At 61.4% G+C, this 22,212-nt stretch carries 19 protein-coding genes and 1 pseudogene; 16 read left to right on the top strand and 4 right to left on the bottom strand.

The features are described from left to right. Nucleotides 1–30 precede the first annotated feature (30 nt). Nucleotides 31–606, bottom strand: a complete 576-nt coding sequence (locus ASTEX_RS19160) for a PAS domain-containing protein (protein ID WP_013478009.1) — start codon at nt 604–606, stop codon at nt 31–33. Nucleotides 607–946: 340 nt separating this feature from the next. Here ASTEX_RS19160 and ASTEX_RS02365 point away from each other — a divergent pair, with 340 nt between their 5' ends. After that, nucleotides 947–1,765, top strand: a complete 819-nt coding sequence (locus ASTEX_RS02365) for a hypothetical protein (RefSeq protein WP_013478010.1) — start codon at nt 947–949, stop codon at nt 1,763–1,765. A gap of 222 nt (nt 1,766–1,987) precedes the next feature. Here ASTEX_RS02365 and ASTEX_RS02370 read toward each other — a convergent pair whose 3' ends face one another. After that, on the bottom strand, nt 1,988–2,206 hold the full coding sequence (locus ASTEX_RS02370) for a hypothetical protein (RefSeq protein ID WP_041658756.1): 219 nt from the start codon (nt 2,204–2,206) through the stop codon (nt 1,988–1,990). Between the two features lie 224 nt (nt 2,207–2,430). On the opposite strand from ASTEX_RS02370, the pseudogene ASTEX_RS02375 reads away from it, so the two are divergent. From ASTEX_RS02375 to ASTEX_RS02420, 10 genes and pseudogenes are all read left to right on the top strand, one after another. Beyond that, nucleotides 2,431–5,355: pseudogene (locus ASTEX_RS02375) on the top strand (SEL1-like repeat protein); the annotation flags it as partial. A gap of 236 nt (nt 5,356–5,591) precedes the next feature. Beyond that, the gene (locus tag ASTEX_RS02380) at nt 5,592–6,512 is read left to right on the top strand and encodes a sulfite exporter TauE/SafE family protein (protein WP_013478013.1); all 921 of its coding nucleotides are present in this window, start codon (nt 5,592–5,594) and stop codon (nt 6,510–6,512) included. Between the two features lie 9 nt (nt 6,513–6,521). Next, nucleotides 6,522–7,343 carry a TIGR02186 family protein gene (locus ASTEX_RS02385; RefSeq protein WP_013478014.1) on the top strand — a complete coding sequence of 274 codons (822 nt, stop codon included), beginning with the start codon at nt 6,522–6,524 and terminating at the stop codon, nt 7,341–7,343. Nucleotides 7,344–7,391: 48 nt separating this feature from the next. Further along, on the top strand, nt 7,392–7,652 hold the full coding sequence (locus ASTEX_RS02390) for a hypothetical protein (RefSeq protein ID WP_041658448.1): 261 nt from the start codon (nt 7,392–7,394) through the stop codon (nt 7,650–7,652). A gap of 54 nt (nt 7,653–7,706) precedes the next feature. Then, nucleotides 7,707–10,667 carry an ATP-dependent DNA helicase gene (locus tag ASTEX_RS02395; protein WP_013478016.1) on the top strand — a complete coding sequence of 987 codons (2,961 nt, stop codon included), beginning with the start codon at nt 7,707–7,709 and terminating at the stop codon, nt 10,665–10,667. Between the two features lie 87 nt (nt 10,668–10,754). After that, nucleotides 10,755–12,428 (top strand): 2-isopropylmalate synthase, encoded by a 1,674-nt coding sequence (gene leuA / locus ASTEX_RS02400; RefSeq protein ID WP_013478017.1) that lies wholly within the window; start codon nt 10,755–10,757, stop codon nt 12,426–12,428. A 65-nt stretch (nt 12,429–12,493) separates the two neighbouring features. Then, on the top strand, nt 12,494–13,543 hold the full coding sequence (locus ASTEX_RS02405) for a DUF2125 domain-containing protein (protein ID WP_013478018.1): 1,050 nt from the start codon (nt 12,494–12,496) through the stop codon (nt 13,541–13,543). A gap of 147 nt (nt 13,544–13,690) precedes the next feature. Beyond that, nucleotides 13,691–14,524 (top strand): chorismate mutase, encoded by an 834-nt coding sequence (locus ASTEX_RS02410; RefSeq protein ID WP_013478019.1) that lies wholly within the window; start codon nt 13,691–13,693, stop codon nt 14,522–14,524. 76 nt (nt 14,525–14,600) lie between these two features. Further along, a complete protein-coding gene (gene hisC / locus ASTEX_RS02415) occupies nt 14,601–15,704 on the top strand; it encodes a histidinol-phosphate transaminase (RefSeq protein ID WP_013478020.1) in 1,104 nt (367 codons plus the stop codon). 84 nt (nt 15,705–15,788) lie between these two features. After that, nucleotides 15,789–16,892 (top strand): aromatic ring-hydroxylating oxygenase subunit alpha, encoded by a 1,104-nt coding sequence (locus tag ASTEX_RS02420; protein ID WP_013478021.1) that lies wholly within the window; start codon nt 15,789–15,791, stop codon nt 16,890–16,892. A gap of 76 nt (nt 16,893–16,968) precedes the next feature. On the opposite strand, the gene ASTEX_RS02425 is transcribed toward ASTEX_RS02420, so the two are convergent. Next, the gene (locus ASTEX_RS02425) at nt 16,969–17,649 is read right to left on the bottom strand and encodes a TetR/AcrR family transcriptional regulator (protein ID WP_013478022.1); all 681 of its coding nucleotides are present in this window, start codon (nt 17,647–17,649) and stop codon (nt 16,969–16,971) included. Between the two features lie 431 nt (nt 17,650–18,080). Between ASTEX_RS02425 and ASTEX_RS02430 the strand changes: the two genes are divergently transcribed. Continuing rightward, on the top strand, nt 18,081–18,281 hold the full coding sequence (locus tag ASTEX_RS02430; RefSeq protein WP_013478023.1) for a twin transmembrane helix small protein: 201 nt from the start codon (nt 18,081–18,083) through the stop codon (nt 18,279–18,281). A gap of 7 nt (nt 18,282–18,288) precedes the next feature. Beyond that, complete coding sequence (locus tag ASTEX_RS02435) at nt 18,289–18,858, top strand: cob(I)yrinic acid a,c-diamide adenosyltransferase (protein ID WP_013478024.1); 570 nt, start codon at nt 18,289–18,291, stop codon at nt 18,856–18,858. Nucleotides 18,859–19,004: 146 nt separating this feature from the next. Here the strand turns inward: ASTEX_RS02435 and ASTEX_RS19165 are convergent, their stop codons facing one another. Next, a complete protein-coding gene (locus tag ASTEX_RS19165; protein ID WP_013478025.1) occupies nt 19,005–19,334 on the bottom strand; it encodes a hypothetical protein in 330 nt (109 codons plus the stop codon). A 191-nt stretch (nt 19,335–19,525) separates the two neighbouring features. On the opposite strand from ASTEX_RS19165, the gene ASTEX_RS02445 reads away from it, so the two are divergent. The 3 genes from ASTEX_RS02445 to ASTEX_RS02455 all read left to right on the top strand — a co-directional run bounded on the left by ASTEX_RS02445 (nt 19,526) and on the right by ASTEX_RS02455 (nt 22,209). Beyond that, nucleotides 19,526–20,272: an electron transfer flavoprotein subunit beta/FixA family protein gene (locus ASTEX_RS02445; RefSeq protein WP_013478026.1), complete on the top strand. Its 747-nt coding sequence runs from the start codon at nt 19,526–19,528 to the stop codon at nt 20,270–20,272. Beyond that, complete coding sequence (locus ASTEX_RS02450) at nt 20,272–21,204, top strand: electron transfer flavoprotein subunit alpha/FixB family protein (protein WP_013478027.1); 933 nt, start codon at nt 20,272–20,274, stop codon at nt 21,202–21,204. Before ASTEX_RS02445 ends, ASTEX_RS02450 begins: the two co-directional genes overlap by 1 nt. 126 nt (nt 21,205–21,330) lie before the next feature. Continuing rightward, on the top strand, nt 21,331–22,209 hold the full coding sequence (locus tag ASTEX_RS02455) for a 3-hydroxybutyryl-CoA dehydrogenase (RefSeq protein ID WP_013478028.1): 879 nt from the start codon (nt 21,331–21,333) through the stop codon (nt 22,207–22,209). The last annotated feature ends 3 nt before the right edge of the window (nt 22,210–22,212 follow it).

Below are 22,212 nucleotides of genomic sequence, written 5' to 3' on the forward strand. Positions count from 1 at the left end.
CGGGGAAAAAATTTCAACAGCAATTCCCGTTTACGCCACGCGGCGGTGGTCGTTGAGCACGATCAGGCGCGTCTGGCCGTTGGGAGCTTTGGTTTGGGTATTTTCGATCTGGGCCGCGACCAGGCTCAGCTCACCGGCCAGCGGGCCCTCGATATCGAGTGGGTGGACGCTGGCGAAATGGCGCGGCCAGCCGCTATGCAGGGCATAGATACCCGCAAAGCGATCGACGAGGCCCTCGTCATTGCGTAGCGGCACCAGCATCAGCTCACCCGTAGCGTCCAAGGTCTGAAGCGGCACATGGACCTTGAGGCATATCGCCTCTTCGCGCTGCCGCGCCAGGGTGAGGCTGGCCACCACAAGCGCCCCGTGCGCTTCGCCAAACAGCTCGGTAAGGGCGCGCCCCTTGAGGTGCGTGCCATGCAGGCGTTCGACACGCTCACCGATCAGGCGGAAGCGAAAGCCATCGCGCGCCGTCAGTATAAAGGCGGACGGCAAGAGGGCCTTCAGATGAATGGGGTCAAGGTCCGAACGCAACGGCGTCTGACCGGCTTTGCGGCGCAGCGCCTGCCAGTAGCTGAGAAATGTCCCTGTGTCATTGTGAGCCATGGCGGCCTCCTCTGAGGCATACCCAGCAAAAAACCGGCCGCTGTGGCCGCGTCGGCGCGCCAGAGCTGAAAAAAAGCGGCCCGGCGCACCCGCTGAGGGAAACCGGTTCTCTTTTCGCGTCATGCGCTTAAGACTACCGCAAGACACCTGTGCTACGACCACGTTAAGCATTTTTATCCCCCGTCTGAGCCGTCCGGTACGGATCTTGCTCGGAGAACGGCAGAACGGGTTCCATTTGTGCCAGACTGACGCATTTCGGGACCGTTGCGGACCACAGATCATTCAGCGGCAGCCGGGCCTGTAGAAACGGCGGCCTGCCCTAGACACTCAGGAGCGTGATATGCGCGTTAGCTTTGCGAAAACCCTTGCCGCCGTGGTGGGGTTCGGCATGATGATGACGGCCAGCGCGGCTCTGGCCGGTGCGGGCTGCAACAGCGGCTGCACGCCGCCGGCCCCGCCCAGCCCGCCGACCCATCCGGGTAAGCCCAACATGCCCTGCGGCGGTGGCCGCTGCGGTGGCAATGTCGACGTCAACGTCAATGTAAACGTCAATGCGAATGCCAGCGCGCGCGCCTGGGGGCCGGGTGCCTTTAATGGTTCCGGTTCGGGCGCAGCCTATTACGGCGGTGGCTACGGCAACTGGTCGCAGTCGCAGGGCATCCCCTCGACCATGGGCCTGAACGTTGAAGGCGGCGAAATGCGCGCTATGGAGTCCTATCAAGCGTCGCGTAGCTCGACCCGCCTGATGATTATTGAGTCCGCTTGCATCGACGACAAGGGCGTGCCGCATCCGGCCTCTCAGGTTTTTGGCGGTAAGGACGTGGCGGGCAGCTATGCCGGCGAAGTCTATCGCTGCATCGCGGGGACAAAGATGCGCTACACCCTTCGTGACAAGGATGGCGGCGAAGGCAAGTCTTATGATTGTCGCAAGGGCGAGGCCCTGTGGCACGAAGGCGGTCAGGTCCGCTGCAAGGTGCAACTGGCGGCGCGTGACTGTAACGAGCGCTCGCTGCTGCGCAAGTTCGGCGCCGGTATCAAGGTGCTGACCCTGACCACCACCGAAAACTATATGGCCCAGCGCGAAGTTGTAAAACAGTCGTCGGCCAGCTATTCCTCAACGATGGTGTTTGATGGCGGCGTCGGCGGGTTTGTCCAGTAAACAAACACAGCTTTCTATAAACAGAAACGCGACTGAAACCTTCAAAGCCCCGGTTCGACAGAGCCGGGGCTTTATTCATACCCGACCGCAGGAAAAAGAATTGGCCACGAAAAGCCCAAAAAGCTGGAAAAGAAAGTGCGGCCAGGACGCCCCGATAGACGAAGCCTGTCAGGCAATAGACTGCCAACGGTTTTCGTGATTTTCGTTGCCGAAAAATCTCCGTCAATACTGTGCCGGTGGATCGGTCTTAAGGCCCAAAACGGTCAGGGCGTGGATGATCAGGAAGATGCTGACCGTCGCCGCCAGCAGCATCACAAAGCGCCACGGGATCAGGCGGGGATTTTCCTTGCGCAGATCGGGCGGACGCGCCCCCAGCCAGCCGGAAAGGACGGTTAGTCCGGCAAAGGCAGCCAGCAAGGTGAGAGTCAGGGGCAAGTTCATGTCCATGCCCGGCATATGGGCCTCCTGAGGCGCAAACACGCAAGAGGTGTTGCGTTTTTTTGTGGATAAGCGGTATTCAGGGGTGGGCCTCGCCAGAAAAGCGATTCGTTTCAGCGCATCTTCCACAGAAGAATAACGTTCTCCCAGATATTGGGGTTAACAAAAGGTTTACACCCCAGATGATGCGTATTAGCCTTTGCCACAAAGGTTGACAGGGGATTCGGATGAGCGGCACGCCTTGGAGCGTAAAAGGCATCGACGCCAAGGCGAGAGAAGTGGCCAAGGAATTGGCGCACCGCTCTGGCATGACGTTGGGCGAATGGCTCAATCAGATGATTCTCAAGGGTGAAGACGTCGATGCGGCTATCCGCCGTGAGCGTCAGCGCACGGCCCGTGATCCCGCCCCGCGCGCCCGCCGCGCCCCTGAGCCTGTTTATGGCGAAGGCGATTACGAAGACGATGTGTACGTGCCGCGCGATGTGGCGCCTCAGGCTGGGTCGGCGCGCCGGCCGGCTCCCTATTCCATGGCCGCTGAGCGTCAGCGCCGTGCCCCGGTGGCTCCTGCCTATTACGACGAAGCACCATCGGTTCAGGTCTCGGGGGGCGACATCGGCAAGGTGACGCGCGTGCTTGAGACCCTGGGGTCACGCCTTGAAAATTCCGAGCTGCGCTCGGCTACGGCTGTGCGCGGTGTGTCTCAGGCCGTCGAAGCCCTGCTGAACCGTCTGGAGCGCTCCGAAAGCACGCTGGCCGAAACGGTGGCTGAGACCGAAGCGCGCTTGAGCGATACGGCGCGTGAAGTGTTCGACAGCGTGGCGGATTCGCGTGAGTGGCTGGCGCGCAGCGATGCCGACCGTCAGGCTCTGTCTGAGCGTCTGGAAACGGCAGAGCGTCTGGTTGATGCGCAGGCTGAGCGTCTGGAAGGCCTTTCGGGCCATCTGCGCGAGGAGCGTGAGCGTGTCGCGCGCCTGGAGGCTGAGCTGAAGGCTAATCCGGCGCAGTCGGCGTTTGAAACGGTCGAAGCGGCTGTGGGACGTCTGGCCAATCAGCTTTATGAAAACGACGTCCGCTCACGTGATGTCCTCAAGGATGTGCGCGGCGATCTGGTCGGCCTGTCGCACCGTCTCAGTCAGCTTGAACTGCGCGATCCTGACGCGGCGGCGCAGGCGCTGGTAGATCGCGTGGCCGCGCAACTGTCGCAACGTCTGGAAGCCGCCGAAGCGCGCACCGCCACGGCCATGCGTAGTCTGGAGCAGGCCTTTACGGCGCTGGATGCGCGCCTGAACCGTGCCGAGGCGCAAGGCGATGTCACAGACCCGGAATCGGTCCAGTCGCTGAGCCGTCTGTCGGCCGACCTGACCCGTCGTGTCGAAGAGTCGCGATTTGAAGTTATGCGCCTTCTGGAAGACAGCCAACAAAGCTCCGCCGAAGAGACCCTGGCGGCGGTTGAAGCGCGTCTGTCGGCGGCCGAATCGCGTCAGGCTCGCGCCATAGAGACGCTGGGACAGGACGTCCTGAAAATTGCCGATAACCTCAATCGTAAGGTGGCGGCCGTGCAGAGATCGGGTAATGAGGCGGTCGCCCACATGGCTGCGGACATGAGGCGCCTGAACGACCAGGTCGAGGCGCGCTTTGCGGCGGCAGATGCGACGCACGCAAGCGCGCTTGAGCGCCTGAGCGGCGAAATCGCCCGCATTTCCGAGAGCCTGACACGCAAGATTGTTGAGACCGAAAAGCGTACCACTCAGGTGCTGGAAGGCGTCGGTGAAGAACTCGATACCCGTCATCAGCGCGTCCATTCCGACATTGCCGAGCGCATTCGTCAGAGCGAGGAGCGCACGCAAAAGCTGCTCGACGAGGCGCGCAATAAGATTGATGCGCGTTTAGGGCAGGCCCAGACACAAACGCTGCTGCGCGAAGCTGAACGCGAAGTCCCGCAGGCGCCGCTCTATGCCCCGACCGAATTGCAGCAAAAGCCGTTTTCGGCCTTTGAGCATGGCTTCGAAGACGAAGCCCCCGCTCCGGTCGCTGAGGCCGCCCCGGAAGCTGTGATCCAAACAGAGGTCAGGCGCCCGGCGTTGGACGATGACCTGACCGGGCGTTTGCTGGAATCGGTGACGCAGTTTGATGCGGATCCCTTTGAGGACGATCCCTTTTCCGACATCGTCGAACCGGCCAAAAGCCCGGCCTCTGACCCGTTTGCCGAGGCCTTGATCGCCGAAACACAGGCGCAGCGCGCGCTGAGTGAAGACGATGGCCGCGACATGCAGGTACCGCTAAAGCCGCGGGCAGCGAGTGCAGCCGCTGACCCCTTTACCGATGATTTCGACCTCGACCCCTTCGCCGATGTCGATGCGTCGCGCAAGATCGCGCCGGCGGCTCTGTCGGGTGCGTCCTACGAAGACGCAGCTCCCCTGTCCACGCGTGACGCGCTGGCGGCGGCGCGTGCGGCAGTGCGCGCCTCGATCGAAGGGGCTGACACTAAGAAGCCTCTGGGCCTGAAACTGGGCACCTCGCGCACGCGCGAGGCCCAGCCCAAGCCTGAGAAGCCCAAGGGCAAGACCCTGCTGAACGCCTTCAAGGCCTCGTCCATCGCCATCGTGGTGACGGCAGGCGCAGTTGGCGGTTACTATGCCTTCCGTGACAAGGACGAGCCAGCAGCCCAAAAGCCCACCCTGGCGGCCGCGGCGATCACGACGAGCCAACCGAAGTCGCAACCGGCTCAGGACATGAAGCGTCTCAAGGCCATGTACGAGGCGGCGTCTTTGGCGCTGGATGCCAACGACCCGAAGGCGGTTGAGGCCATGCGTACCGTGGCCGATCTTGGCTATCCGGTGGCGCAGTATGAGATGAGCACCCTCTATGACGGTGGGCGCGACGGTCTGGTCGTGGCTGACAAGACACAGGCGCGGCAGTGGGCCGAACGTGCGGCGAAGGCGGACTATCCGCTGGCCATGTATAAGTTCGGTCTGATGAACTATAATGGCGAAGGCGGCCCGCTCGATTACAACGCGGCGGCGACCTGGATTCGCAAGTCGGCGGAATTCGGCGTGCGCGATGGTCAGTTCGGTATCGGCGTCATGTATATGCAAGGCACCGCCATCCCGGAAAACCCACCGGAAGCCTATAAGTGGCTGTTGATTGCGGCCAATAATGGTGACCGCGAAGCCGAGTCCATGCTGAAGGACCTGCGGGCACGTCTGAAGCCCGAACAGGTGGCCACGGCGCAGACCGCCGCGCGCGCCTTTACGCCAGTGAAAAGCAAAACAGACGACACCAGCTTAGCGGCGCGTTAACCCTGAAGGACGGATAACGTATCGCCAACCCCGGCCGCCTGTGACAGATTGGGCATGGCCGGAAATCTGGTTATCCGAAAGGCTCTGACGTGGAAATCTACCTGCCCATCGCCGAGATGTCGGTGAATGTCTGGCTGATGGCCGGATTGGGTGTGGTTGTGGGGTTTCTGTCGGGGCTATTTGGCGTCGGGGGCGGTTTTCTAATGGCCCCGGTTCTGGTGGCGCTGGGTATACCGCCGTCGATTGCCGTCGCCTCTCAGGCCGGTCACGTACTGGCCACCTCGACCTCATCTGTCATGAGCTATGGCCGCGAAGCGAGCGTCGATTACCGGATGGGCGGCGTTATGGCGGTGGGCGGTATCGCCGGGGCGATCGCGGGCGTTGAAGTCTTCCGCCTGCTGCGCCTGTTGGGGCAGGCCGACCTGATGGTCGCCGTCCTCTACCTGCTGCTGCTGGGGACCATTGGCGGTATGATGCTGAATGAAAGCCTGCGGGCCCTGTTACGGGCTCGCGACGGTCTGCCTGCCGAACGCCCTAAGGTCAAACGCCCCGGCTGGCTGTACGCCCTGCCGTACAAAATGCGATTTCCGGTGTCGGGCCTCTATATTTCGGTGATTCCCCCGATTGCGATTGGTTTTGTCGTCGGTCTGCTGGCGGCCCTGATGGGGGTGGGTGGCGGCTTTCTGATTGTGCCGGCCATGATTTATCTGCTGCGTATGAAGGCCTCGGCGGTGGTGGGCACCAGCCTGTTTCAAATCGTCATCACAACCTTGGTCACCATGATCCTTCAGGCCGTGCGCAACCATACGGTCGATGCGGTGCTGGCCTTTATCCTTTTGATCGGCGGGGTGATCGGTGGGCAACTGGGCATCCGTGCGGCCACGAGATTTCGTGCCGAACAAATGCGGGTGGTGCTGGCTATCATTATACTGATGGCCGGTTTGCAGATGGGCTTTACCCTGTTCGTGCCGCCGGAAGATCCGTTCATTCTGGCCCCCACCAACGGATAGGGGCTCGATATGGTCGCCGCCTCTCTGCCGCCCGACGTCACCGCCCCCGCGCCGCCGGTGCCCTATATCGAGACGCAACCGGCCGCGGGTGTATCGGCTGACCTCTTGTCCACCGACCTGACCCAGAACCGTATTGAGGTGTCCTCTTCGTTTCAGGGGGCGAAGGTCATCCTTTATGGTGCGGTGTTTGAGCCCGAAGACCAGCCGTCCGACGTGGTGGTGATCATCCGGGGGCCGCAGGCCTCGATGCGCCTGATCCGCAAGGTCAAGGCCGGGGCCGTGTGGCTCAATTCGCGCCCCGTCGTCTTCGAAGGCGCGCCCGGTTATTATATGGCAGCGTCTTCGCAACCGCTTGACCGCATTACTGATTTTTCGCACCGCCGGCTGCTGGGTCTGGGCCTCGATTATATTGCCATGGATACCTCGCGCGAAAACAAGGTGGTGACGCGCTATGGCGTCAAGGATGTGGTCGTCAACGGCATCGAAGACGACTATCTCGACTGGCGGCGTGCGGTCATCCGGCTGAAGTCGAAGGCCGGGCTTTATAATGATAACCCGCTGGGCGTGCGCTTTGTCGATAAGAACCTGTTTCGCGCCGAGGTGACCTTGCCCTCGGAAGCGCCGATTGGCGACTATACGGCCGAGGTCTGGTTGTTCCGTGACGGTCAGCCGGTCGGCTACAGCGAGAAAAAGCTAACGGTGGAAAAGGTCGGGTTTGAGCGCTTTGTCTATACGGTAGCGCACCGTCATGCCTGGCTTTATGGGCTGGCCTGCGTCTTTATGAGCATGGGCATGGGCGCGCTGGCGTCACGGTTATTCCGGCGGGGGTGAGTGCTCGCGTCTCCCTCAAGGTGAGCGACGGTGCCACGGACGCTACCAATGCTTGTCACGTCTGCTTCAGCGTTCTATGGTGACTGGGCTTTTCAAGAGGGGGCGGCGATGGCCATTGGAAAAGTTCTTGTCCGTACCGTCATCATGACGTTGATCGGAGCCAGTATTCTGGCGCTTTACCAGATCAACAACGGCCTGTTTGATGCGCTGCGTTACAGTGGGTCGGTCATCGTTCTGGCGTTGACCGGTTTTGTGATGAATATGATCGAGCACTACTGGAAAAGCCGTCGCGCGACCCAAAAGGGATGATGACCTCACCCACTCGTCGAGGGTCATTATCCGTATGTGCGCGGAGAGGGGCTTTTGTTAGTCGTCCATAACGACTACATTGCCCGCGTGAGTCCTGAGTTTCCCGACATCGCCGATCAGACACCCTCCGCCGATACGGAGGCGTCCCTGCGCGCGCATTTACCAGCGCAGGGCTTCGCGCTTTTGCCCTCCAGCGGGGCGTTTAGCGACGGGCACGTGTCGCGGCGCATCGGCGCCCCGGAAGCGCGTGAAGCCTGGGGACGCGAACCTCTTCTGATCGTCAATGCGCCGCTGATGCGCCAGCGCCTGTTCGGACAGCGCTCTTTCCGCGAAACGAAGCATTTCGACCTTCTGGAGCTGTTTGCCTTTGTGCGTCCGGCGCGTTTTGCCGCCCCGTCCGTGGCCGGGCTGGCTCTGGCCATGGGCTACGGCGAGCCGGAAGGGGCCGAGGCGCAGGCCGCCGTCGTCTATCAGGTGGCGCTGGCGCTGGCGCGGGAACTGTCCGAAGCGCCTCTGGCCTTTCGGCTGATGGCGCGCTCGTCGCTGGAGTTCATGCAGCGTCAGGGCTGGGTCTGGGCCCCGTTTGTGGATGCGGCACTGCGCCAGAAGCCGGTGCCGGAGGGTTACGTCGCGCCACCGCCGCTGGAGGTGTGGTCGCTGCTCGAAGAATGGGAGGAGCAGGCCCCCGCCGGCGATGCGCGTCAGGTCAGCCTCGGCGAAGACGAGGTTCTGAAAGGGCTGAAGGACAATCTGCACCGTGCCGGTCTTCAGGAAGGCCGCCCCGAACAGCAGGCCTTTGCGCTCAAGACGCGCGAAATGTTTGCGCCCAAATGGGCCTCGGAACAGCCAAACATGCTGCTTCTGGAGGCCGGGACGGGCACGGGCAAGACGTTGGGCTATCTGTCGCCGTCGCGCCTGTGGGCCGAAAAGGCGCAGGGGCGGGTATGGATTTCAACCTATACAAAGGCCCTGCAGAAACAGATTTATAACGATACCCGCGCCCTGTTCGACACTGAGGGAGAGCGCGAGAACAAGGTCGCCATTCGCAAGGGGCGCGAAAACTATCTGTGCCTCTTGAACTGGCAGGAGCGGCTGGCCCCGCTGACCCAGGGGCCGGGGGAGGCGATTGTCGCCGCTTTGGTGGCGCGCTGGATCGTCTATAGCCGCGATGGCGACATTGTAGGTGGCGACTTTCCCACCTGGCTGCCTTCGCTTCTGCCCGCGGGCTCGGCCGCGGCCATGTTCGGGGCGCTCAATCCGGCCAATCTGGTCGATCGGCGCGGGGAATGTATTTACAGTGCCTGCCCTCACTACCGCACCTGCTTCGTCGAAAAGTCGATCCGCAAGGCCAAGTCGGCGCAAATCATCATCGCCAATCACGCGCTGGTCATGGCGCAGGCGGCCTACGATCTGCGCGAGGCCGCCAAGGCCGAACAGGGCGAAGCGACGATGGAGCCCGAAGCGCCCGGACTGTCGCGGCTGGTCTTCGACGAAGGCCACCATGTGTTTGAGGCCGCCGACGGGGCCTTTTCGTCGGAACTGTCGGGCTTTGAGGCCTATGAGCTGCGCCGCTGGATACGCGGCAATGAGGGGCGCGGGCGGCGCTCACGGGGGCTGGAACAAAGGCTGGGCGACCTTCTGGCAACGCGAGAAGTGGCGCAAAACGCCCTGAAAGACCTGATCCGCGCGGCGCACCTGCTGCCGTCCGAAGGCTGGTCGCAGCGCCTGACCACGCGCACCCAGTCGGGTGAGATGATGGCGCCATCAGGCCCCATCGAAGCGCTTTTGGCCGCCGCCCTGAAACAGATCGAGGTGAGGGGGCAGGAGAGCGCAAGCAAGAGCCGCTATCGTCCCGAAGCCGATAATGCCGAATGCGAGGCCCATCCCTGCCTGCCCGAAGTGTCCGAGGCGGCCTCGGCGGCGGCCAAAGCGCTGCAAGCGATCGAAGCGCCATTGCTGGCGCTCGTGCGCGCCATTGAAGACATTCTGACGGGCGAGGAAGAGATTGATCTGGCCGAACGCACGCGGCTCGATGGGGCCTTGCGTGGGCTGGAGCGGCGGGCGCGCATGACACTGCCGGCGTGGCGCAGCCTGTTGCAGCAACTGGCCTATGCCGAGGACGAAGACCCCATGCAACCTTCGCCCTATGTCGATTGGTTCGCCACCATTTCCCACGGTGGGCGACTGGTCGATGTGGGGTTGCACCGCCACTTTGTCGATCCGTCCGTGCCGCTGGCCGACTATGTGCTGAAACCGGCGCATGGGGTGCTAATGGCCTCGGCCACCCTGTCTGACAAGGCTCTGGCTGAACACCCCGACGAAGACCCGTTCGCTCTGGCGCGGCAACGCACCGGCGCCGCTCACCTGTCGATGGGGGCCAAGTCGTTGCGCATCGCCTCGCCGTTTGATTATGAGGCGCAGGCGCGATTGTTCGTCGTCACCGACGTGCCTCGTGATGATCCGCGCGCTGTGGCGAGCGCCATGAAGGCGCTGTTTCTGGCGGCCGGGGGCGGGGGCCTTGGCCTGTTTACCGCTATTCGCCGCCTCAAGGCCGTCTATGAGCAATTGTTCCGGCCGTTGGGCGAGGCGGGGATTTCGCTCTATGCCCAGCATGTCGATCCGCTGGATGTCTCTGACCTGATCAGCGTGTTTCGCTCCGAACGCCATTCGTGCCTCTTGGGGACCGATGCGGTGCGCGACGGCGTCGATGTGCCGGGTCAGGCCCTGCGCCTGATCGCTTTTGACCGCATCCCGTGGCCCCGTCCGGATGCTTTGCATAAGGCGCGGCGGGCGCATTTCGGGGCCAAACTCTATGACGACGCGCTGGTGCGTGCCAAGCTGGCGCAGGCCTTCGGGCGGCTGATCCGGCGAGCCGATGACCGAGGCGTGTTTGTGATGCTCGATTCAGCGGCACCCACTCGGTTGTTTGCATCCTTGCCCGACGGGGTGGTGGTGCAGCGCTGTACTTTGGCCGAAGCCCTGACGGCGATTGAGGGGTTCCTGCCGCGCGAGTAGGTCCGGACGAGGGGAGGGAATGTCATTGACCCCCTATCTTTCAGCGCCTAAGAGTGCGCGCAAAATCGCCGTGCAGAGTAACCTGACATGATGCTCAAAAATCCCGCCAGCAAGTACCGCCCCTTCATCTTCCCCTTCGACATGTCCGACCGGACCTGGCCGTCAAAGACGATCGAAAAGGCGCCGCGCTGGCTATCGACCGATCTGCGCGATGGCAATCAGGCGCTGGCCGATCCGATGGACGTCGAAAAGAAGATGCGCTTCTGGAAGACGTTGATGCAGATCGGCGTCAAGGAGGTCGAGGTAGGCTTCCCTTCGGCGTCTCAGATCGAATTCGACTTTGTGCGCAAGCTGATCGAGGAAGATCATGTCCCCGACGATGTGACCATTCAGGTGCTGGTGCAGGCACGTGAGGACCTGATTTTGCGCACCTTTGAGTCGCTGAAAGGCGCGAAAAAGGCCTGTATCCACTTCTACAATGCGACCTCACCCCTATTCCGCCGCGTGGTGTTCGGGCTGGAAAAGTCAGATGTGCTGGCTCTGGCGGTCAAGGCGGCGCAACTGATTAAGGACTGCGCGGCGAAGCAGCCAGACACCGAATGGTCATTTGAATATTCGCCGGAAACCTTCTCGGCCACCGAGCCCGACTTTGCGGTCGAGGTGTGCGAGCGGGTGATGGATGTGTGGGAGGCCTCGCCCGAAAAGCCGGTCATTCTCAACCTGCCGGCCACGGTCGAGGTGTCGTCGCCCAACATCTATGCCGATCAGATCGAATGGTTTTGCCGTCAGCTGACGCGCCGCGCGTCGGCCATCATCTCGCTGCACCCTCATAACGACCGCGGCACGGGTATTGCGGCGGCGGAACTGGGGATACTGGCCGGAGCCGACCGCATTGAAGGCTGCCTGTTCGGCAATGGCGAGCGCACGGGCAATGTCGATCTGGTGACCCTGGCGCTCAATCTCTATACGCAAGGGGTGAGCCCGGAGCTTGATTTTTCGGACATCCGTTCGGTGGTCAATACGGTCATCCACTGCAACAATATTCCCGTGCACCCGCGCCATCCCTATGCCGGCGAACTGGTCTTCACCGCCTTTTCCGGTTCGCACCAAGACGCCATCAAAAAGGGTTTTGCGGTGCACGAAACGCGCAATGACGGCGTGTGGGAAATGCCTTACCTGCCCATCGACCCGGCCGATTTGGGTGAAAGCTATGAGGCCGTCATCCGCGTCAATTCGCAGTCGGGCAAGGGCGGGATCGCCTGGATTCTGGAACAGGACAAGGGGCTGAAACTTCCGCGTCGTCTTCAGGTCGATTTTTCGCGCAAGGTGCAGGAAATCGCCGATGCTACGGGTAAGGAGATGCAGGCCGCCGATATTTGGCACGCCTTTGAGGACGCCTACTACCTCAAAGGCACGCCGAAATATGAGCTGGTCGAATATATCGATTCCGGGGCGCGCCGGGCGGGCGTCGATCGCCTGTTTGCCGGGCGCATCATCCATGACGGTCTCGAAACTCCGGTCACCGGGCGCGGCAATGGCCTGATGGCCGCCGCCGTCGATGCGCTCAATGCCGCCTATGCGCTGGGGATCGAGGTGCTCGACTATCACGAACACGCACTGAGCCGGGGGACGGACGCTAAGGCCGTGGCCTATGTCGAATGCCGCACCGCCGATGATCGTAAGGTCTTCGGCGTCGGCATGGACGTTGATAGCGCTACGGCCTCGGTCAAGGCTATTTTATCGGCGGCAAATGCGTTGTAGGGTGAGGTAACGACCCCTCACCCCGCCCTTTCCCCGTAGGGAGAGGGGGTTGCCTGGAGCCCTGAATGACCGACGTCCCCGCGCTCACCCCTCCCCCCAAAAAACACTCGCGGCTGGGTCTGTTCCTGCCCATCGGGCTGTTTCTGATCGGGGCGCTGCTATGGAGCGGCTACTGGTTTTACACGGCGCATCAGATCGAAACGCGGCTGGCCGAACAGGTGAAAACCCTGACGTCAAAAGGCTATCAGGTCGCCCATTCCCCGTTCAGGGTGGAGGGCTACCCCTTCCGGATGTTCCTTCAATTGAAAGACGTGCGGCTGATCGCGCCCAATGGCAAGGGACTGGCCGTTCCGGCGCTGGAGGCCGAGGCCTCGGCCTTTGCGCTCGACAATTGGATGTTTGTCGCCACCAAGGGCCTAACGCTCTATCGTGGACAGGGGGCGGATCAGAGCGATCTGGGGCAGGTCGCCGTCACCGGTGACGCCCTGCGCGTCAGCGTGTCGGGCTGGACGCAACCCTTACAGACCATCGGCCTTGAGGGTCTGAACGCCACCTTTACGCCGTCTAAGCCTGAACATCCTTTCGTCCTGCAAAGCGCCCAGCGCCTTGAAGGCCGCGTGACGCCGACAAAGGACGGGGTGGATACGGTCGATTTCATCTGGCGTGCGTCGGGTGCTCAGGCGCATCCGCAGAGCTTGCTGGGGCGACTGGGTCAGGGGCAGAATTTTGACATGGCCTTTCAGGGTCAGATGGCGCAGGCCTCCAAATTTCGCGGTGATCTGAATGGCTGGCGCGAGGCCGGCGGGGCCGTGCGTCAGGTGCAGGCCTCGCTGCATGTGGGCGAGCTTGAGGTGTTTGGCCGCTCTGAGGCCCTGCTGCTCGACCCGAATTTAGCGCTCAGCGGACCTTTGGGGCTGGAGGTCAAGGGCACGGGTGACCCGTTTGCCTTTCTGCTTGGGGCGGGGCTGATCTCGGCAGAATACGAACCGCTGGCGCGCGCCTTTGTCGGCACAAAAATGACGGCGGATAAGCCGGTGAAGCTCGACTTTGTTTTCCGTGAGGGCGGGGCCTATGTGGGGCCGCTGCGGGTGGCGGCGGCACCAGTTATTCGCTAGATGCGCTATCTATATTGTAAAATCCGGCGTTTTGTACTGTAATTGGCAGAGCTACACTTTGGTATCTTTGGAAACCAAGGGGGTGGCTGTGTATAGTTTTAAAAAGACCCCACCGGCGATGCCGCCACCGGGTCACGGAGACCGAGCTTGGCCCTCAATGCCCGCGCGCAGACCCCACCGTCGCCCCTGTCGCTGAGTGAATTGCGACTGCGGATCGACGCGATTGATGCCGAGCTTCTTCGTCTGGTCGATGAGCGCTCGGCGCTGGCGGGTGACATTGCGGCGGCCAAGGCGCGTGAGGGCGGTGACGCCAATGCCTGCCTGCTGCGCCCTGACCGCGAAGCCATGCTGCTGCGCAAGCTGACGGGTAAGCCGCGCGTAGCCGCTTCGGATGCGGCCGTGGTCGCCATCTGGCGTGAACTGATCTCGGAATCGCTACGCATTCAAGGTGAAGGTCAGGGTGGTCTTCACCTTGATTTTTGGGCGGGTGACGCTTCGGGGCAACTGGTCAAATGGAGTCGCGAACGTTTCGGGGCCGCCCCCTCTGAGGGCGGTCTGGCCGAGCCGGTGCAGGTCATCGCCGCGGCCCGTGATCCCCGCCACATCGGTATCCTGAGCCTCGATCCGCGCGCCGGCGCGTGGTGGGCGCGGCTTCTGGCCGAGCCGCAGGTGCGGGTGATCTGCGCCCTGCCGGAACGCACGCCAGAACGCCCAAAGGGCTTTGCCATCGCCGCTCTGAAACCCGAGCCGACCGGTGATGATGTTAGCTATTGGGTGAGCGACAGCCGCCTGTCCGAAGCCGCGCTGACCGAGCTTCTCGGGCAACGCGGTCTGGCTGCCGAATGGCTGTGCTCAACCGGTGGGATGAAGCTTTTTGGCTTGTCCGGTTTTGTGCAGGAAGATGACAGCCGCCTCGACTCCAAGGCCGAAAAGGCGCTGGGGTCTTTGTCCGGCGTGATCGGGTCCTCGCCGCGGATTTGATTCCTCTCATTGAACCTGCTGCCGCGTGGTGCTAACCAGCACCCAGTAAATATTCGCACGCGCAGGAACATCCCCGATGGATACCGTTTCGCCCCCCGTTTCCCAGCCTGAACCCAAGTCCGGTATCTGGGAGATTGCCGCCTATGTCGGGGGCAAGTCGAAGATCGAGGGCGTGGCCGAACCGACCAAGCTATCGTCCAATGAAAATGCGCTGGGCAGTTCGCTTAAGGCCATCGAGGCCTTCGAAGCCGCCCGTGCCAAGCTGTTTCGCTATCCCGACGGTCACGCCGCCCCGCTGCGCGAGGCCGTCGCTGCCTATCACGGCCTTGAGCCGGAACGCCTGATCTTTGGCAACGGCTCTGACGAGGTATTCGGCGTGCTCAATCAGGCTTGGCTTGAGGCCGGGGACAATATCGTGACCGGTGAGCACGGCTTTCTTGCGTATCGCATCAGCGCCGAAGCCTGTCAGGCCGAGGTGCGTCTGGCCCCCGAACCCGCTCAGCGCGTCGAAATCGAGCGCCTTTTGGAGCTGGTCGATGCGCGCACCAAGATCGTCTATATCTCCAACCCGGCCAATCCGACCGGCACCTGGAACACACCGGAAGAGATCGCTGACCTGCGCAGCCGTCTGGCCCCGCACATCCTGCTGGTCATCGACGAAGCCTATGCGGAGTTTGCCGACGAACCGACCTATCAAAGCGCCTTTGCGCTGGCGCGCAATTGCGACAATATGATCGTCACGCGCACCTTCTCGAAGATCCACGGACTGGCCGGGTTGCGCGTCGGATTCGGCTATGCCCCAGTGCGGGTGATCGAGGCGCTCGATCGCATCCGTATGCCGTTCAATATCAACCTCCCGGCTCAATACGCCGCCATCGCCTCTCTGGCCGATCAGGCGCATCTGGACGCGTCGCGCGCGCAGGTGCTGCAATGGCGGCCGCGCTTCTATCAGGCGGTGCGGGCGCTGGGCTACCGCGTTGATGTGAGTCAGGGCAACTTCGTCCTGATCCACTTCGCCGACGAAGCGCAGGCCGTACGCGCCAATGAGCACCTGATGCAAAAAGGCTTTATCGTGCGTCATGTCGCCAATTATGGTCTACCGCACTGCCTGCGCGTGACCATTGGCAAGGATTACGAAAACGAAGGCTTCCTCGCTGCGCTAGGCGCGTTTGCCGGTTAACTGGTGCGACAAATAATCGCTTTTGGCGACAGAGGGCGCTGAACTATAGTCACTGTTTCGCTCATTCTGTGATATCGTTTGCCTATGCCTGATCAGTCCTCCCCGCCCATCGCCAAAGAACGTCTTGTCTTCGGACAGGGCTTCCTCCGCGACGCCTGGTATTTTGCGGCGCTGGCGCACGATCTGAAGCCCGGTAAGCTGCAACGGTATGAGATTTTAGGGGAGCCGGTGCTGCTGGCGCGCGACACGCAGGGTAAGGCCTATGCGATGCGCGACATCTGTCCACACCGCGCCGCGCCCTTGTCCGCCGGCAAAATGATCCCTGACCCCAAGACCGGTCAGCCGGTGGTCCAGTGCCCCTATCACGGCTGGACGTTTGGCACTCATGGCGGCTGCACCGCTGTGCCTTCCCTGACCGCGGATCAGCCGATGGACGTCGAGCGCATTCGGGTGCGATCCTATGCGGTTAAGGAGCAACAGGGCATCGTCTGGATCTACATGACCGCCGATGCGCGCCGCCCGGCTGAGCCCGACCACGAGCCGCCTATGCTGCCGGGTGTGGTCGGTGGCAAACCCATTATCGTTGAGAGCATGGATTTCGATAGCCACATCGACCACGCGGTCGTGGGGCTGATGGACCCGGCGCACGGCCCCTATGTCCATCAGCAATGGTGGTGGCGCTCCTCTAAGAAGCAGCTTGAAAAAGCCAAGGCTTTTGAGCCGCGTGAGTTCGGCTTTGCGATGGTGCGCCACGCGCCGTCGAAAAATTCGCGCGCCTATCGTATTCTGGGTGGGGCCCCGGCAACCGAGATCACCTTCCGCCTGCCGGGCGTGCGCTATGAGCATATCGAGATTGGGGAGCGGCAGATTTTGGGCCTCACCTGTCTGACGCCGGTGCACGCCACAAGGACGCGCATCACGCAGATATTCTGGTCCGATCACGCCATTTTCCGCGCCATTGCGCCGATCTTCAAATTCGGTACTAGAGCTTTCCTCAAGCAGGACGGCGACATGGTCAATCTGCAAAACGAAGGGCTGAGATACGATCCATCACTCCTGTGGATCGACGACGCGGACACACAGGCCAAGTGGTACCAGCAGCTCAAGAGGGAGTGGATGGCGCACCGCTCCGAAGAACGCCCCTTCGCCAACCCGCTGAAACCGGCCACGCTCAAATGGACCAGTTGATCAGCCGCAGCGCCAGAAATGAAAAAGCCGCCGGAGATATACTCCGGCGGCTTTTTCATGGGAGGTGAGAGTTGGCCTACGCCGCCTTCAGGCCGGACACGATGAGTTCGATCTGAAAACGCAGACGCTCGCCCATGGAGACAAAGGTCTGACCGTCGCGATGGGCGCGGCGCAGATTGGCAAAGGTGAGGTCTTCGATGATCTCGGCGCCATGTTCGATGTCGGCCTTGGCCGGCAGTTCCTTTTCGCTCTGGGCGTGACGCAGAGTCTCCAGGATCACCTGACGTGTCATGTCAGTGAGGCTGGCGATATCGGCCAGACCGGCGTTGGCTTCGGCGTCGGTGGTTTGACCGCTCCAGTTCATCACGAAGGCCGACAGGATCAGGCGCGCATTGCCCTCTGCCGCTTCATAGGCCGCCATAAGCTGATGGTGCAGACGGTCGGCCAGCGGGCGCGTGGTATCGTGCGCGTCGATGGCTGAGGTAATGACGCGCGCGGTTTCTTCTTCGACGACTTTCACGAAGATCTCGTTCTTGTCAGCGAAGTTGGCGAAAACGGCACCTGTGGAGAGACCGGCTTCACGCGCGATGTCGCGTAAGGTGGCTGCCTCATAGCCGCGCTCCCGGAACAGAGCTTTGGCGGAGGCCAGGATTTTGAGACGGTTCAGTTCCTTGGAGCGCGCGCGCGCGCCCAGGGGGAGTGCCGTCTCTTCCTGAGTGAGTTTGTCTTTCAGTTCATACGCCTGATACATGTTCATTTATCGAGCTGTGTTGAGGGCGGTGCGGGCCGCCGGATGGAACCTATACCCATAAATGGGTTGGGGTTTTAGGGAATTCAATAGGTTACGCGGTTTAATGCCTATCGGGTCTTTAGGGCAAGCCCCAAAGGGCGTTAACCTAGGGAATTCGGTGAGAAACGCGTACCACACCCATTGGGGTGAAGTCTGATGCATCTATAACGAGAATGATCGTTCATTCCGTCGTATACAGAACTTCATTACGCCGAAAAACAGGCAAAAAATAGACCTGACCTCTAAAAAAGTGTAATCCTATAACATGAAGTGGCCCGTCCGGAGAATTCCCTCGGTGCATTGTTTTAGACAACACGCATCGCGGTCTGGATTTTTCGGCGTTAACATGGTTCAAAAAGACCGGCTATTCTCAAAGCCTGTTGCTGAGTGAGACCGCGATGAGCACCTTTCTTCTGATTGCCGCCTTGCTGGCGATGTTTGCGGTCCTTGTTGTACTGGGCATAGGCGTGTTCAGCCTCTATCGCGGCGGCAAGTTTGGCGAGCGCTGGTCAAACAAGCTGATGCAGTGGCGCGTCATGCTCCAGGCCGTAGCCATCGGCCTTCTGTGTCTGCTGGCCTGGTGGAAGGCGGGGCACTGAGCCTTCTATGGTTAAGCTCAACAGGATTTACACGCGGACCGGCGATGACGGAACAACCGGTCTGGGCGACGGGGCACGGCGGCTGAAGACCGATGTGCGAGTCGTAGCCATGGGCAGCGTCGATGAGGCCAATGCGGCGCTGGGCGTGGCGCGGCTGTTTGCGGAAGGCGCTGTCGATGCGCTTTTGGCGCAGGTGCAGAACGATCTGTTCGATCTGGGGGCCGATCTGGCCGTGCCCGATGACGGTCAGCCTAAAAGCTGGACGCCGCTGCGATTGGATGCGCGGCGCGTGGAGGCGCTGGAACAGGCGATAGATCTCTATAATGGCGAGATGGAGCCCCTCAGTTCCTTTATCCTGCCCGCCGGCTCGCCTTTGAGCGCGCATCTGCATCTGGCCCGGACCATTGCGCGGCGGGCCGAGCGCGATTGCGTGGCGCTGACGCAGGTGGCCCATGAGGTGGTAAGCCCACCGGTTACGACCTATCTCAACCGGTTGTCGGACTTGCTGTTCGTCCTGGCGCGCCACGCCAATGATCAGGGCCGCGCCGATGTTTTGTGGGTGCCCGGTAAGGTTTAAGGGGTTTGTACCTTATCCCCACGGGCGAAAATGCGGACGGTATGGGGCTCTTGAAAACGCGCTCTCTCGAGATTGTCTCATATGTGTCCGCCACATGAGAAATCTTTGAAAAGCATACCAAGAGCTATTTTCAATGACCCTTGGTGTTACCTGGATGCGGCCGAAGCGCTGGCCGATGCCGACGAAACTTCGGGCTGATCTACCGGTTTGGGTGAACCGTTAGACGCCCCTTTAGCGTCTTCGGTGGGCCACAGAATCTTTTGCGGCTCGCCTGGCTTACGTTTGGTCAAAATCGGTAGATAGACCGGCGTTTTGCACGCGCGGTACTTGTCCGACCACCAGCCGCCATTCGCCTCACACTTGCGTCGGGGCATCTCGTAAAGCCCGCCGTAAACCAGGATGCCGATACTGGCCACTATGAAGACCCCCAGCGCGATTAACTTGACGCGAAGGATAAGATTTTTGTCGCTTTTCATAAGGGGAGCACCATCCGTTGAGTGCCCGTTTCCATGCCTTCAAACCGCGCTTCAGGCAAGCGAAATGGTTACCGCTGAGATCGGAAAGCCAATAAAATGCGCGGGTTTCCGCCACGACACCGATTGACTTTGAGGGTCAGCGGCGTCAGTAAACGTCATCGAATTATAGCTTGCTGCGAGGAAAGCTCACCATGAAGGTACTGGTACCCGTCAAGCGGGTGTTGGACTACAATGTCAAGGTCCGCGTCAAGTCTGACCAGACCGGCGTCGATTTGGCCAATGTCAAGATGGCCATGAACCCCTTTGACGAAATCGCCGTCGAAGAAGCTGTGCGCCTCAAGGAGAAGGGCACAGTGACCGAGATCGTCGCCGTCTCCATCGGCGTGGCGCAGTGCGAGGCGATCCTGCGCACAGCCCTGGCCATGGGGGCCGATCGCGGCCTTCTGGTTGAAACCGATCAGGACCTTGAACCCCTGGCCGTGGCCAAGGTTCTGAAGGCCGTGGTGGCTCAAGAAAATCCGGACATCGTCCTGATGGGCAAGCAGGCCATTGACGGCGACAACAACGCCACGGGGCAGATGCTGTCGACCCTACTTGACTGGCCGCAGGCAACCTTCGCCTCGAAGGTTGAGATTTCCGGTTCTGAAGCGCTCGTCACCCGTGAAGTCGATGGCGGTCTACAAACGCTCGGCGTTCAGCTTCCGGCGGTCATTACCACGGACCTGCGCCTCAATGAGCCGCGCTACGCCTCCTTGCCCAACATTATGAAGGCAAAGAAGAAGCCACTCGATACCAAGGCGCTGGCCGATTACGGCGTTGATGCGGCGGCGCGTCTGACGGTGGTCAAGGTCACCGAGCCGGCTAAGCGGTCGGCGGGTATCAAGGTCGATAATGCTGACGGCCTAATCGCTAACCTCAAGACGGCAGGAGTTCTCTGATGGCAGTTCTGGTTATTGCCGATCACGACGGCGCGCACCTGCGCGACACGACGCTGAAGGTCATCACGGCAGTGCAAAATCTGTCGGGAGATATCGACGTTTTGGTCTATGGCGACGCGGCTGGCGTGGCCTCTCAGGCCGCTGCGGCGGCGGGCGTGCGCAAGGTGCTCACCGCCGAAAGCGCCGAGCTGAAGGCCGACATCGCGGAGGCCGTTTCAGCCCTGATCGTGTCACTGGCCGCGGGCTATGACGTCATCGCCGTCCCCGCCACGGCGTCGGGCAAGAATGTCGCGCCGCGCATTGCGGCGGCGCTGGACGTTTCGATCATTTCCGATGTCATCGAAGTTGTGGCGGGCGACACCTTTGTCCACCCCATCTATGCGGGCAATGCACTGGAAACCGTCAAAACGTCGGACGCGAAAAAGGTGCTGACGGTGCGCCCGACGGCCTTTGCGCCGGTGGCAGCGACGGGCGGTTCGGCGGCGGTCGCCGCCGTAGCGGTTCCGGCGGTGACGCTGAAGACGCGCTTTGTGTCGGACGAAAAAGTCGTCTCGGATCGCCCGGAACTGGGTGCCGCCAAGGTGGTGGTGTCTGGTGGCCGGGCGCTGGGTTCGGCTGATGAGTTTAAGGCCGTACTGGAGCCTCTGGCCGACAAGTTGGGCGCTGCGGTCGGCGCCTCGCGCGCGGCGGTCGATGCAGGCTATGCCCCCAACGACTATCAGGTGGGGCAGACCGGCAAGGTCGTGGCCCCGGAGCTTTATATCGCCGTGGGCATTTCGGGCGCCATTCAGCACTTGGCGGGTATGAAGGACTCCAAGGTCATCGTCGCCATCAACAAGGACCCGGAGGCCCCTATCTTCCAGGTCGCCGACTTCGGTCTGGTTGAGGATTATAAGACCGCCGTCCCGGCTCTGCTCAAGGCGCTGGGTTAAGACCCCGCCATTGCCTCCCTACCGTATCCCCGGCGTATCAGCGCCGGGGATTTTTTATTGTAACCCTTGATTACCCGGTGGGGCGGTTTAAGCTCTTTCCATAAAAACAAGTACCGCGGGTTCAAAATGACAGAGATCAAAGTCGTCGGCGTTATCGGGGCCGGGCAAATGGGGTCGGGCATCGCGCAGGTATGCGCGCAGGCTGGCTACGAAGTCTTCCTCTACGATCAGCAGGCTGCTGCCCTCGCCAAGGCTGTCGAAAAGATCAACAAGGGTATCGCCCGGTCGGTCGAAAAGGGCATCATCACGGCTGAGACAGCCGCCAACGCGGTTAAGCTGGTTAAGCCGGCAGCCATGGCCTCGGAACTGGCCGACTGCGATCTGGTCATTGAAGCGGCGACCGAAAACGAAGACATCAAGAAGGCCATCTTCCAGTCGGTGTCCGAACACCTGAAACCCGAAGCCATTCTGGCGTCGAACACCTCGTCCATCTCGATCACGAGACTGGCCACGGCTTCGGACCGTCCGACGCGGTTTATCGGTCTGCACTTCATGAACCCGGTGCCAATCATGAAGCTGGTCGAGATCATCCGCGGCATCGCTACCGAGACCGACACCTACGAGGCGGCCGTGCGCTTTGCCGAAAGCCTCGACAAGATCACCGCCAATGCGCAGGATTATCCGGCCTTTATCGTCAACCGCATCCTGATCCCGATGATTAACGAAGCCATCTACACCCTGTACGAAGGGGTGGGGACGGTCGAAGCCATCGACACGGCCATGAAACTGGGGGCCAATCACCCGATGGGGCCGCTGGAGTTGGGGGATTTCATCGGTCTTGATACGGTGCTGGCCATCATGAACGTGCTCTATGACGGTCTGTCGGATTCCAAATACCGCCCCTGTCCGCTGCTGGTGAAGTATGTTGAGGCCGGCTGGTATGGTCGAAAGACCGGGCGCGGTTTCTATGATTATCGCGGCGAAAAGCCCGTTCCGACAAGGTAAGTT

Source organism: Asticcacaulis excentricus CB 48 (genome assembly GCF_000175215.2).
Lineage (GTDB): Bacteria > Pseudomonadota > Alphaproteobacteria > Caulobacterales > Caulobacteraceae > Asticcacaulis > Asticcacaulis excentricus.